Consider the following 12,322-nt stretch of genomic DNA (forward strand, 5'->3'; position numbering starts at 1 on the left):
GGCCACGCCGCATGCTCGGGTCGTGGCTCTTGCGATTCAGTCCCGCGAACCGGTCGCGTGCGGCGTCGCGCCGCCGAACGGATTGCCGTCCGTGCGCTGGGGAGCGGACGTACCGAACGGGTTCGCTCCCTGGCCGGATGCCGGCGGGGCGAGGGGCGGCGTCGAGCCCGGAACGGGCGGGCCGGAAAAGGGATTCTGCCCGGTCGCGACCCGGCTGTAGTCGTCGGACCGGGCGGCCTGGGCGGTACGCCGACGCTGGACCGCCCCGCGAATTCGCAGCGCCAGCACGCCGATGACGATCGCGACGATGAACACGATCTGGGCCTCGTCGGCGATCGAGTCGGGGAGCAGGAAGAAGAAGACGCTGGCGAGAATGTCGGCGAGGAAGCTCCCCACCCCGGCTTCGGACACCACGGAACCTCTCGGTAAGGCTTATTGACGGACAGTCAGCTGATGCGGCGGCACATCCGGGCCACGCTCCGCACCGGATGCGCAGAGCATGTATACACGGGGAGCGAAACGCTCCATCAACCGGCCGCAGCGCGCAAGTGCCGTACAGCGCGAACCGGTTCGACGAGGCCGCGTGGCATTGGGGCCGTGTACGCCTTTCGTCGAGCGTTTCGACCGGTGAGATGACGTACGCCCCGATATCGCCGGAAGCGCGCGGCGTGGAGACGAACAACTCGCCGACGACCACGAAGGCAGGCCCCTGATCCAGGAGCGCCATGCGCCGATAACGCAGAACCCGTGCGACCACTGTGGACCGGACCACCCGCGCCTACGTGCGTCGCCCCTCCGTCATCGAGCAGGGGGCTACGACCGAGAGCGACACGTGGCGACCGATACCCGTCCGCGTTCATGTCCGACGTGGGGTGGGGTGGGGAGTCGAACTGGCCTGCTTCGATGTGCGCCTGGGCCGGCCCTCACGCCCGCGCGCCGCGCTGCGCGGTGGCGACGACACCGGCGACGTGTGCGGAACTCATCTGGAGCAGTGCGCCGATCCGGTCGAGCAGTGCCCGCTCGGCGGCACTGACCTCGCCGTCCACCGAGGCGATGGCGACGGCCCAGCTCAACAGCCATTCGCGGCCCCCGCCCTGCATGGCGTCGCCGAGCGGCACGAGGGTGCCTTCCAGATCGATGTGCGCGGTGGCCCACTCGGCGTCCAACTCGGCGACCGTGTAGGCCCCCGCGCTGCTGACGACGCTCGAAATCGCCTCGGCGGCCTTCGCCCGGGCGGCCGCCGACGGCGTTCCCGCAGTCCGCAGAATGCTGAACGCGACCGCCCGCATGGCATCGCGCTTGCCGAGCGCCATGGCGGCGTTGGTCTGCCGCTGAAGCGCGGTTTCGGCGAAAGTGCCCTTGCATACCTGGCATTCGACGTGGACGCCGTCCTGCTTGTACGTGAAGACGGGGATGAAGAACAACGTGAACCAGCGCCGTGCCAACTTCAGTTGGTAGGAACGATCGCCACCGCACTGCGGGCAGAAGAAGACGCCTTCCGACAGCGTCTTGAACAGGGTCTTGAAGCCCCAGATGAGCATGGGGGATTCCTCCTCGTTGCTGTGGGCGCACATGCTGCCAGACAGTTGCGGCAAGCCCGCGACCGGACGGATGGCTCAGCGCGAAATGGCTGAAACCGAGCGCATCCGAATCCCCGGGCCCGCGCTCGCCGCCCGGCGCTGCGTCGTTGGGAGAGCCTCCGGACCGCCGCGCCTCCGAGTGCGATGCCGGGCGCGACGGCAAACGGTGAGGACGAGCCTGAGGCGGCGGGTGCGTGAGTGAGGTCGTACGCGTCGCTTTGCTGGGACTCGGCCATATTTCGGAGACGCACCTTCAGGTTCTCGCGGCCGACGAGCGCGTCCGCGCCGTCGATCCAGGTCGTCAACCACCGGTCGGCGAGAAGCGGTCGTTCAGATAGTCGTAGTCGCACAGCGGTGGCGAGCGGTGAGCCGGATGGGGTGGTGCGTGCGCGGGCGGGGAGGACGGCATTGGCGGTGAGTCGCTTGGCCGCGAGTGCGGGCGCTTGCGTGCTGAACTTGGGTTTGGCGAGGGCTTGTTCCGGCGCGGCGGAGGGCCTTGGGCGCGCCTGACCAAGCCGGCCCGGCCCGCTGGTGCCGCCTGGTACGTGCGGCGGCGTCAGCCTGTGTGCAGGCCGGTCAGGAGTTGTTGGAGGAGCCACGGGTCGGTTCGTACCGTAGGCCGCTTCGTGGTCTCTGGCCTTCTCCAAACGCCGGACTACGCCCGCGCCGTGATTCGCGGGTCTACCCTCGAACGCGATGAAGCAGAGATCGAACGACGGACGCACGTACGCATCACTCGACAGGCTCTGCTCACCCGGGCAACAGCCGCGCCGCCTCTGGATGTTGTGCGGAACGAAGCTGTACTTCGTCGGCCTGTCGGCAGTGCGAAGGTCATGGCCGAACAGTTGAACAGGCTGGTTGAGCTGAACGATCTCGACAACGTGAGCATCCGTGTCGTGCCCTCTTCCTCGGGCTTCCACATGGGGGTCATGTCGGGGCCGTTCGTGCTCTGCGTTTCCCGGTCGTGAGCATGGCCGGGAAGCTGAACCGCCCACGGTCCACGTGGACGGGTTCACCGGCGCCTTGTTGTTGCTGGAGGTGACGTCATGACAGTGGCGTGGGCACCGTCGGGGCTGCCAATCCCAGCGGAGTGCGGCTCAGGCTCCGCGGACGAAGGTCGCGCAGTCCGGACAGTCGTCGAGGTATCGGTGCCGGCACTCAACGGTGTGTTGCAGGAAGGTGATTGCCTGCTGTCTAAAGGCGACTTCATTCTGGAGTGCCGCGATCTTCGCCCTCACGACAGCCTGCGCCGCCGACTTCTTCGGCGCCATGGCGGCAGTGGCCTCGGGCAATGAGAGCCCGACGCGTCGCAGTTTCAGCACGGTACGTGCCTGTTCCAGCGCGCCCTCGTCGTAGATGCGGTAGCCGTTGCCATCGCGACGCACGGTGAGGGCACCAACGTCCTCCCAGTGCCGCAGGACGTGAGCCTCAACGCCGAGCTCTGCGGCTGCTTCCCCGATCGTCATCACCACACGCGCCTTGCCTTCATGTCGACCTGAACCCATAGCGTCACGATCATGCCTGATACCACCAACCCCACGAACTTCCCGTACCGTCCATCGACTCTCCTGGTCACCGGCGCTACGGGCAACCTCGGCCGAGAGATTGTTGACCGCCTCCAAGCCCACGGCGCGCGCGTACGGTGCCTTGTGCGCGATCAGGCTCGCCCGCGACCAGGAGTCGAGTGGGTGGTCGGCGACCTCATGGATCCCGGTACCGTGCGCGAGGCGCTCGTGGGCATCGACGCAGTCTTTCTGATCTGGCCACTGCTTCCGCCGCTGCCCACGACCTGGTCGCAGAACTCGCCACGGCGGCGCCGCGTGTCGTCTACCTGTCCTCGACCGCTATAGACGACGAAGCCGCTCGTCAAAGCGATCCCATCGTTCAAGTCCACGCGGATATGGAAGCCCTGCTCCACGATGCCGGCCTGCGACCCGTGGTGCTGCGTAGTGACACGTTGGCCTCCAACGCCCGTGGCTGGGTGCAACAGGTGCGGGTGGGCGATGTCGTCTCGGGTCCAGAGACGGCCCGCACAGCCGTCGTCGACGAGCGCGATGTCGCTGATGCGGCCGTAGCCGTATTGCTCACACATCACGATCAACTGAACCATGGCCCCTGTGTGTTGACCGGTCCCGAGGTGCTCAGCCGCGCCGACCAGGTCGCTCACCTCGGTGCTGCACTCCGGCGCGATCTGCGATTCCAGGCGCTTCCCGCTGATCTCGCGCGATCACGGATGCTTGCCGACGGTCGCCCCGAGCCACTCGTGGAGGCGCTGATCGCCGCCTCGGTGTGGCGACCAGAGTCCCATCGCGTCACCGATCATGTTGAGCGCCTCGCCGGCCACCCGGCCGGCACCTTCGCGAGGTGGGCCATCGACCATGCGGCCGAGTTCAACTGACGAGAACCGCGGAACGCCACCCCGACCACGACGAACGCGCTCGATGACCTGCATGGGGTCTTGGGGCGGCAATCGTCGTTCGTTTCCGGCAGGAAGGCATCCATGGCGCACGCCAGCGCTCCGCTGTCCACCGAAGGGCGCCGACGTCTGATCGAGCGCTGCCAGACTCGGCCGATCGCACACGTCGCCGCCGAAATGGGGATTTCCCGCGCCTGTGCGTCGAAGTGGGTCAACCGCTGGCGGCGTCACGGTGAGGCCGGCCTGCAAGATCGGCCCTCGACCCCGCGTCGGAGTCCGAACGCGTCGCCCGCGTGGGTGATCGACAAGATCGAGATCTGGCGGCGCGAGCACAAGTGGTCCGCACAACGGATCACCCACGAGTCGGCCGACATCGGCCACCCGGCACCTGACCCGACTCGGCCTCGGCAAACGCAGGTTCATCGACTTCGGCTGCGAGAACAACCGTAAGCCGGGGAAGATCACCGCTCGCCGACCGGGCCATATGGTGCACCTGGAGGGGAAGAAGGTCGGTCGGATTCCGAATGGCGGAGGCTGGCGCATCCACGGCCGCGACAGCGACCAGGCGAAGGCCGCAGGCAGGGCGAAGTCGGCAGGCGCAAAGCGTGGCTACGTCTACATGCACTCGGCGATTGACGGCTTCTCTCGACTCGCGTACACAGAGCCTCGTGCCGATGAGAAGGGGGCGACCGCTGCCGCGTTCCTCGCGCGCGCGAAGGTCCACACAGCGGCGCCGCTGGTCTGCCGCCGGCCTCACGCTTTCGGGTAGGTGTCACCGAACCCTGCAGCAGTCCCCAAATTGCAGCCGAGTCCAGCTACTGCTGAAGCGATGACCGCGTGCCGTTCACGTGCGGATGTTGCGCGCTTCGGCAAGTTCGGCGCGGAGTTGGCCGCGAGCGCGCATCAGGATCTTCCCGAGCATGTTTCTTGCCGGTCCTGCTCCTGCCACGACCCCAGTAATGATCGGTCGTGGTGTCCTCGACGATCTCGTCATCACCGGTGGACAGCAGAATCTCATGGATCTCGGCATGTGCACGGAACTTGGTCCCCACGCGCGGTGCATTACGTCGTCCTTCACCCGCTCCCGGTCCCCGCAGGGGCTCGGAGGAATCGCGCCCCCGTTCAGCCCGCCCGCAGCGGCGTGCGAGCCCGCCGGACAAAATCGGTGTGGCGGGTGCCTGCGAACTTCTGCGCCTGGAAGTAGTGCACCGAAGCGGGCCACCACAATCCGGGCTGTGATGCAGGCCCCGTCCAGTTTGCAGGCAGGCAGGTGGTGTGGTCGTTCACGAGTTGTAGTCGGTCGGCTCCGCGCAGGCGCGAGGGACTTCGCGTGGGCGAACAACGAGGAGAGGTCCATGAGTTGCGACTGCCTGAGGGCGTACGCCTTACTCCGTGCCGGCGGTCGGTCGTCCGTCGTGCGGACTCCGATGCGGCCTCGGCCGGCGAGCGCTTTTCGTGAGTTGCGTGGGGGGCGCTCTGTGTTGGGCTGGGGAGATGCGGACCAGTGAGGTGCTTCTTACGGTGGAGGAGAGAGAGCAGCGGGTGGCTTCAGTCGTCCGAGTGTCGATGAAGCCACCGTCCGGGGCACTGCCGTTGGGCATCGACCGAAGGACGACGACCGTGACCATGCAATCTGAGACCCCTGTGCTGGACACGTTGGCCGCGATGACGCGTGATTCGTTGGAGCGGTGCGGCTTCGGGCCGGAGGTTTTCATCCTGACGCGGATGGCTGCGCTGGTGGCCATGGACGCACCTCCCGTGTCGTATCTGGCCCATCTCCGGGCCGGTGAGGAGACGGACCTGACCCCCGAGCAGATCCAGGACGTCCTGGTCGCCATCGCACCGGTGGTGGGGACCGCGCGCGTGATGTCCGCGGCCGGGCACATCGCCGAGGCTCTGGGGATCGAGATCGCCACAGCCGAGCTGGCCGCCGGGGCCTGAGGGCGAATCGCACGAACGGCCATTGAGCGCCGTCCGGCATCCGCCGAACACCTGATCAACGAGGGAACCCATGGCCAGAACTCACACGACGGGCCGGACGAAAGACAGCTCCATGGCCCGGGGACTCACGGGGTTCGCCGCCGTGATGCTGATCATCGCGGGGATCCTCGATCTCCTGCGAGGCATCATGGGCATCGCCGGTGACGATGTCTTCGTCTCCACACCGAACTACGTGTTCAAGCTCGACCTGACGAGCTGGGGCTGGTTGCATCTGCTGCTCGGGTTCATCGCCGTGCTCGTCGGGATCGGGCTGTTGTCCGCTGCGGCTTGGGCGCGGGTGATCGGCGTCCTGATCGCCGGGTTGCTGATCATCGGCAACTTCTTGTCGCTGCCCTATTACCCGGTCTGGTCGATCGTGCTGATCGCCTTGTACGCGTTCGTCATCTGGGCGCTGTGCGTGGTCGGCCGAGACCACGCGTAGCAGCGGACTCGGTCCGAGCCTTGTGAGGTGGTGTCGCTCCGGCTCGGAGCGACACCTGCTCGGGGGAGAACAACTCTTGTGGAGGCAGTGATGGACGACTATCCGCTGCTGGACGTGTTCTTCACCACGATGTGGGTCTTCTTGTGGATCCTGTGGTTCTTCCTGCTGTTCCGCGTGTTGACGGACCTGTTCCGCGACGACGAGGTCAGCGGATGGGGAAAGGCCGGGTGGGCGGTGTTCCTGGTCGTGTTGCCGTTCCTCGGCGTGTTCGTCTACCTCGTCGTGCGCGGTCCCGAAATGGGTATGCGCGAGGCCGCCCATGCAAAGCGCAGCGAGCAGGCGTTCCGGGAGTACGTGCGTGACGCCGCAGCCGAGACGACTTGGGAGGCTGGCCCAACCAGTGAGTTGGAGCGGCTGGCGCGGCTGAGGAGCAACGGCGACATCAGCGAGGCGGAATACGAGCGCCTGAAGGCGAGGGTCATGACCTGACGGCGACGGCCAGGCAGCGTCGACGGCGTCGGCCGCGTGCCGCCAGGAGGCGCACGCTGTCGACGCCGTCGGCTGTGTTGCCGTTGCCCCGTGGTGGCATTTGTTGCCGCTTGAGCGAACAAAGCGGCCGTCAGCAGCCGTCGGCGACAGTGGCGTCCGGTTGCGGAGGAAGCGCCGACCGATTATGGCGGCGTCGTGTGCGGGGTCCATGCTCGCCGCCTCGGTGGTCGCCGGCGGTCGGGTGGGCGCCGGTCGGCGGGCAGGTTGCCGGTGAACAGGAAGCTCACGGCGGTGATGCCGGCGCAGGCGAGCACAGCGGCCTTGAGCCCGCTGATCTGGGCGTCCGCGTAGCTGTCGACGAGGGCGTCGGCTTCGTTCGGCGGGATCGCGGGCTCGGCGCGCAGTGCCTGCTCGACCTGGTCGGCCGGCACGAAGGTGAGGCCCGCCTCGATGCGCGTGCCGGCCTGGTCGCGGACGGCGTCGGACAGGCGGGGATCGTCGGCGATGCGGGACGTGAACGCTGTGGCGAGCGCGCCGATCAGCAGCGCGCCGATCAGCGCGGTGCCGATGGACGACCCGAGGTTCTGTGCGGTGTATTGAAGGCCGCCCGCCTCGCTGCGGTCGGCCTCCCCGACGCTGGACTGCACGATGTTGCCGAGCTGGGAGGCCAGCAGGCCCATGCCCAGGCCCAAAGCGGCCATCGCGCCCGCGAACGCCGCGCCTTCGAGGACGGGGTCCATGACGGCGACCAGCCACACGGTGGCGGCCACGAGCACCACCAGCCCGGCGCGGACGATGCGGCGCGGGGACGCGAAACGCACCAGCGCCGAACCGCTCATCGAGGCGATCAGCATGGTCAGCGACACCGGCAGCAGCTTCAGGCCGGTTTCGAACGCGTCCAGGCCCTGGACGACCTGAAGGTAGAGCGGGATGACGAAGAACAGACCGAGCAGGATCGCGTTCTGGTTGAACAAGGTCACCAGCCCCGAGCGCAGCGGCCGGTTGGCGAACAACGCGAACGACACCAGCGGGTCCTGCCCGCGCGCCTCCCGCCGCAGCTCGTGGGTGCGGAAAAGCCCCAGCAGCAACCCACCCAGCGCGACGACGAAGAAGGTGGGCGCGAAGCCGACGACGGTGAACGGCGGGTCGCGCGGCTCCAGCCACCCCCAGGTGCTGCTTTGCAGCACGGCCAGGACGATCAGCGCAAGGCCTGCCGCGGACAGCACCGCCCCGAGGGCGTCCAGGCTCGGCCGCGAGGCGGGCGGGGCGTCCCCCGGCACCCACCGCAACAGCGCGAGGATCACCAAGACGAGCACCACTTCGCCGACGAACACCAAGCGCCAGGTCAGGTACGTGGTGACCCACCCACCGAGCAACGGACCCACCGCGATGCCGGCCCCCGCCAGGCCGCCCAGGACGCCATAGGCCACCGCGCGGTCGCGGCCGTGGTACGCGCCCGCGGCCAGCGCGGCCAACGCCGGGAGAACAAGCGCCGCACCGAGGCCTTCGATGAGCGACCAGCCCAGGGCGAGCACCCATACCGTGGGAGCGACTGCGGTCAGGGCGGAGCCGACGCCGTACACGCACAATCCGGTGACAAACGTCCGGCGGCGGCCGAACATGTCGCCGAGTTTTCCGCCGGTCAGCATGAACGCCGCCATCACCAAGGTGTACAGCGTGATCACGCCTTGGATCGCGGTGACCTCGGTGTCGAAATCCACGACCAATTGGCTGATCGAGACGTTCATCACCGCCGCGTCGAGCACCATCAGGAACTGGGCCGTTCCCAGCACCATCAGCGCCTTCCACCGCTCCATCGGGCCTCCCACCACTTGGGCCGGCGCAGCGCCCGATCAAGCAGCGAACCGCCGCCTGCGGACGCCGGGCGGGACGGGCGATCCGGTGCCCGCGACGAGCGCCGCGCTAACGCGGGGGCGGACGGAGCGGTGCGTCCTGGGACGATGCGCCGTCGCCATCGCGGCCGTTGCTTCCGAGCTCTGGCCGGGGGCCGGCCCGGGCCGCCCCCCGCTGCGGGTGGTCCGGTTGGGGCAAGGCTTGCGGTCAGTGCAGCGAATGGCGCGGCATCGTCGCCCCCTTCACTATGGAACGAAGGTCGGTTGTCCGTTAAGCGCCCGTGCGTCGGCTCGGACCCCTGCGACCCCTGGCGCCGTCGGCGTCGCGGCGCGTGGCGTGCAACCGTCCGACAGGAGAGGTTTCGACCGCCTTTGCGCCCGGCCGACGCACTGTCGCGGGGTCCGCGCGCGCGGGACCCGACCCGGCCGTCGCCGCGCCGGACGCTGTCCGGTCGGTGCCGCCCGCCTCGGCGTTGCGCCGCGTCACCAGGGCGACCCGTATCCGCCGCCGTGCCCGCTGATCACGGGGCCTTGGGAGGAGACCATGTCCACAAGCGACGCATCGGCCGCTCGGCCGCACGTGACCGCGGCGGTCGACGGTTCCGCGCACGCCGACGAAGCACTGCGCTGGGCCGCCGACGAAGCCGCCAGGCGCGGGCTCGCTCTGCGGATCCTCCACGCGTGGCTGCCGCTTCCCGGGCAGGGCGGACGCGATGCGGGTGAGGCGGAGTGCCGTCGGATCCTGGACGAGGCCGAGGACCGCGCGCGGGCGGTCGCCCCCGGAACGGACATCGTCAAGGTGAGCGCCGTCGACATCGCCGGTGCGGCGTTGGCGGCCGAGAGCGAGCATGCCGCGCTGCTCGTGCTCGGTTCGCGAGGGCGAGGCGGGTTCCGCAGTCTGCTGCTCGGTTCCAGCAGCCTGACCGCCGCGTCCGTGGCGCGATGCCCGGTGGTCGTGGTGCGCGAAAGGCCCGGGGGCGCCCCGTACGGTGTGGCCGACGTCGTCGTGGGTGTCGACGGGCGGGACCCGGCGGACGCCGTCGTGGGGTTCGCGTTCGAGGAGGCGGCCGCACGGCCGGGCGCCCGGCTGCGGATCGTGCACGGGTGGCGGCCGGAGGACTGGACGCTGCCAGGCGGACCGGTTTTCACCCTTTCCGACGTCGCGGCACGCGTCGAACGCGGCATCGCCGAGGCCACCGCCGGCTGGTCGGAGAAGTATCCGCAGGTCGACGTCGTACGCGAGATGGCCCCGGCGACACCCGCGACCGCGCTGGTCCAGGCTTCGGCCGGGGCGGCTTTGACCGTGGTCGGACGACGCATCCCCGCGACATCGCTCGGCCTGCGCCTGGGGCCCGTCGCCCACGCGGTGCTCCTCCACACCCACGGGCCCGTGGCCGTGGTTCCGCAGCGGTAGCCCGCCTTCGGCCCCGCACCGGAAACCCGCTGGATTTCCGCGTCGAAGGCGGCAATCCGAGAAGCTTCCAAGCGTAAGCCGGTATCGGGACCACACCACCGTTCCGGAGGCCATGATGATCAGCGCCCTCCTGACGCCCGCGCAGCGCGAGCGCATTCTTCGGGCAGCCACTTTGGCGCCGTCCAAGCACAACACCCAGCCGTGGTGGTTCCGATGGGACGGCGCCAACCTGGAAGTGCACCTGGACCCCGAGCGCACTCTCCCCGTGGAGGACCCCGACACCCGCGAGGCGCACATCTCCTGCGGTGCCGCCGCGTTCGCCGCCCGGCTGGGCTACGCCTCCCTCGGTTTCGGCACCGCGGCCGACCTGTTGCCGGACGAGAACGCCCCCGGGTTCCTCGCCCGAGTGCGGATCACCGACGCGGCCCCGGATCCGTTGTTCGAGACCCTGTACTGGAGCCTCCCGGACCGGAAGACGCACCGGGCGCCCTTCCTGGAGACGCCCATACCGCCGCTGTTCCTCGAATACATGCGCGACGCCGCGCGCGATGAAGGCACGTGGCTGCGCGTCATCGAGCGCGGACCGGTTTACGAACACCTCCTGGCCGTGGTCCGCGAGGCGACCGAACGCGAGACGGACCAGCGGCGCGAGGAGCGCGCGAAGTGGGTGGACCCGCCGGACGCGGTGCACCGTCGGGACGTTGTCCCTGCCCGCAGCCTCGGGCCGCGTCCGGAGACCCCCACGGGCGCCGTTCGGGACCTCGCGGTCGGTCGCGACGTCTCCGGCCGCGGTACGACCGCGTTCGAGGCCGCTCCGGCCCTCGCGGTGCTCGAAACCCGCGGCGACACCCGCACCGCGTGGTTGACCGCGGGCCAGGCGCTGCTGCGGGTCCTGGTGACCGGCACCCGGTACGGCGTCGCCGCCTCGTTCGCCAACCAGCCGTTGGAGATTCCCGAACTCCGCGAGGAAGTCGCCTCCGACGCCAAGTACTACGGCACCCCCCAGATGGTGATTCGCCTCGGCATGGGCCGGGACGTGCCCCGGACCCCGCGCCGACCGGTCACCGACGTCCTCGGCCCCGAGTGAACCGCCCTGCGGGACACAACCGCCCGCGTCCCGGCGTACCGCGAACCCACACGGGGAAGACTTGGGCGTCGAAAGGGAAGCACGGATGGACCAGCGGATTCCTCATTTGTCCGGCCATGTCGTCGTGGGGGTGGACGGCTCGGCCGGCGACGATCTCGCCGTTCGGCTCGCCGCCGAAGAAGCAGCCCGGCGCAAGGTGCCGCTCCAGGTGCTGCACGCGGCGGACCCGGCGGAGCACGACCTGCTGTCCGTACCGGACGACGACTACGCGGACGCCCACGCAGTGGTCGACCGGGCCGCCGCGTCGGCGCTTGCCGTCGCGCCTTCGCTGGACGTGGAGAAGACGGTGGTGCGCGCGACCCCGGTCGGTGCGCTGCTCGACGTCTCCGCCGACGCCGGGCTCACCGTGGTCGGCAGCCGGGGGCTCGGTCCGGTCAGCGGCTTGCTCGTGGGATCGGTCGGGCTCGCCCTCGCGGCGCGCGGCCGGGGACCGGTGCTGATCGCCCGGGGCGAGCCGGCGCAGGGGCCGGCCCGGCGTCACCCCGTCGTGGTCGGCGTCGCCGGGCCCGAGTGCCGCCCGGCCGTCGAGGAGGCATTGAGGCAGGCCGCGCGGCGTGGCGTCAGTGTGCGCGCGGTGCACGCCTGGTCGCTGCCGCTGGTACCGCGTCCGGGACCGACTTCGGACGCCCGGCGCAGCCCCGTCGCCGCGACCCGCGCGCACGCCCGCGCCCGCCTTGCCCGGGTCCTGGGAGACGTGGGCGACACCGAGCCGGCCGTACGCCTGCACCAGGACGTCGTCCGCGATTCACCGGCGCGGGCGCTGGTCGGTGCGTCCGACCACGCCGAGTTGCTGGTCGTGGCGGCACGACGGCGGCCACCCGGGCCCGGAATGCACCTGGGGCCCGTCACGCACGGCGTCCTGAGCCGCGCCCGCTGCCCGATTCTGGTCGTTCCCGTCGAGTGAGCAGTGGCGCCGGAATGTGGGCCGCGCGGCGGGGGCGTGTCGTCTCGTCCGCCTGAAGCGAAGCCGTGTGCCCGAGTGTGCCCCGCAGTCGTCGCGG

Annotated in this window: 13 protein-coding genes and 2 pseudogenes; 10 read left to right on the forward strand and 5 right to left on the reverse strand. The window is 69.6% G+C overall.

The genetic code is table 11. The annotated features are described in order from the left end of the window. Positions 1-36 precede the first annotated feature (36 nt). Both ACRX5W_RS28740 and ACRX5W_RS28745 read right to left on the reverse strand, forming a co-directional pair. A complete protein-coding gene (locus ACRX5W_RS28740) occupies positions 37-411 on the reverse strand; it encodes a hypothetical protein (RefSeq protein ID WP_436791270.1) in 375 nt (124 codons plus the stop codon). A 512-nt stretch (positions 412-923) separates the two neighbouring features. After that, entirely contained in the window at positions 924-1,595 is a 672-nt protein-coding gene (locus ACRX5W_RS28745) for a zinc ribbon domain-containing protein (RefSeq protein WP_436791271.1), read from the reverse strand. A gap of 548 nt (positions 1,596-2,143) precedes the next feature. Between ACRX5W_RS28745 and ACRX5W_RS28750 the strand changes: the two genes are divergently transcribed. Continuing rightward, complete coding sequence (locus ACRX5W_RS28750; protein WP_436791312.1) at positions 2,144-2,548, forward strand: DUF5753 domain-containing protein; 405 nt, start codon at positions 2,144-2,146, stop codon at positions 2,546-2,548. Positions 2,549-2,677: 129 nt separating this feature from the next. Here ACRX5W_RS28750 and ACRX5W_RS28755 read toward each other — a convergent pair whose 3' ends face one another. Further along, a complete protein-coding gene (locus tag ACRX5W_RS28755; RefSeq protein ID WP_436791272.1) occupies positions 2,678-3,046 on the reverse strand; it encodes a MerR family transcriptional regulator in 369 nt (122 codons plus the stop codon). A 51-nt stretch (positions 3,047-3,097) separates the two neighbouring features. Between ACRX5W_RS28755 and ACRX5W_RS28760 the strand changes: the two genes are divergently transcribed. The 3 genes and pseudogenes from ACRX5W_RS28760 to ACRX5W_RS28770 all read left to right on the forward strand — a co-directional run. Beyond that, positions 3,098-3,430: an SDR family oxidoreductase gene (locus ACRX5W_RS28760; protein WP_436791273.1), complete on the forward strand. Its 333-nt coding sequence runs from the start codon at positions 3,098-3,100 to the stop codon at positions 3,428-3,430. Between the two features lie 50 nt (positions 3,431-3,480). Continuing rightward, positions 3,481-3,978, forward strand: a complete 498-nt coding sequence (locus ACRX5W_RS28765) for a hypothetical protein (RefSeq protein ID WP_436791274.1) — start codon at positions 3,481-3,483, stop codon at positions 3,976-3,978. Between the two features lie 102 nt (positions 3,979-4,080). Further along, positions 4,081-4,729, forward strand: a pseudogene (locus ACRX5W_RS28770) (helix-turn-helix domain-containing protein); the annotation flags it as partial. Between the two features lie 247 nt (positions 4,730-4,976). Here ACRX5W_RS28770 and ACRX5W_RS28775 read toward each other — a convergent pair. Further along, a pseudogene (locus ACRX5W_RS28775) lies at positions 4,977-5,048 on the reverse strand (Swarming motility protein ybiA); the annotation flags it as partial. A gap of 568 nt (positions 5,049-5,616) precedes the next feature. Between ACRX5W_RS28775 and ACRX5W_RS28780 the strand changes: the two are divergent. The 3 genes from ACRX5W_RS28780 to ACRX5W_RS28790 all read left to right on the forward strand — a co-directional run bounded on the left by ACRX5W_RS28780 (position 5,617) and on the right by ACRX5W_RS28790 (position 6,907). Continuing rightward, positions 5,617-5,937, forward strand: a complete 321-nt coding sequence (locus ACRX5W_RS28780; RefSeq protein WP_436791275.1) for a carboxymuconolactone decarboxylase family protein — start codon at positions 5,617-5,619, stop codon at positions 5,935-5,937. Between the two features lie 70 nt (positions 5,938-6,007). Continuing rightward, complete coding sequence (locus tag ACRX5W_RS28785; protein WP_436791276.1) at positions 6,008-6,418, forward strand: DUF7144 family membrane protein; 411 nt, start codon at positions 6,008-6,010, stop codon at positions 6,416-6,418. 90 nt (positions 6,419-6,508) lie between these two features. Continuing rightward, positions 6,509-6,907: a PLDc N-terminal domain-containing protein gene (locus ACRX5W_RS28790; RefSeq protein WP_436791277.1), complete on the forward strand. Its 399-nt coding sequence runs from the start codon at positions 6,509-6,511 to the stop codon at positions 6,905-6,907. A 182-nt stretch (positions 6,908-7,089) separates the two neighbouring features. Here the strand turns inward: ACRX5W_RS28790 and ACRX5W_RS28795 are convergent, their stop codons facing one another. Beyond that, positions 7,090-8,724: an MFS transporter gene (locus ACRX5W_RS28795; protein ID WP_436791278.1), complete on the reverse strand. Its 1,635-nt coding sequence runs from the start codon at positions 8,722-8,724 to the stop codon at positions 7,090-7,092. A gap of 580 nt (positions 8,725-9,304) precedes the next feature. Between ACRX5W_RS28795 and ACRX5W_RS28800 the strand changes: the two genes are divergently transcribed. The 3 genes from ACRX5W_RS28800 (at position 9,305) to ACRX5W_RS28810 (ending at position 12,225) form a co-directional block, all read left to right on the forward strand. Further along, a complete protein-coding gene (locus tag ACRX5W_RS28800) occupies positions 9,305-10,174 on the forward strand; it encodes a universal stress protein (protein WP_436791279.1) in 870 nt (289 codons plus the stop codon). A gap of 115 nt (positions 10,175-10,289) precedes the next feature. Further along, a complete protein-coding gene (locus tag ACRX5W_RS28805; RefSeq protein ID WP_436791280.1) occupies positions 10,290-11,261 on the forward strand; it encodes an Acg family FMN-binding oxidoreductase in 972 nt (323 codons plus the stop codon). Positions 11,262-11,346: 85 nt separating this feature from the next. Then, positions 11,347-12,225 carry a universal stress protein gene (locus tag ACRX5W_RS28810; protein WP_436791281.1) on the forward strand — a complete coding sequence of 293 codons (879 nt, stop codon included), beginning with the start codon at positions 11,347-11,349 and terminating at the stop codon, positions 12,223-12,225. Positions 12,226-12,322 lie beyond the last annotated feature (97 nt).

Origin of the sequence: Yinghuangia sp. YIM S10712 (assembly GCF_051388935.1) — a bacterium.
In the GTDB taxonomy this organism is placed as follows: domain Bacteria; phylum Actinomycetota; class Actinomycetes; order Streptomycetales; family Streptomycetaceae; genus Yinghuangia.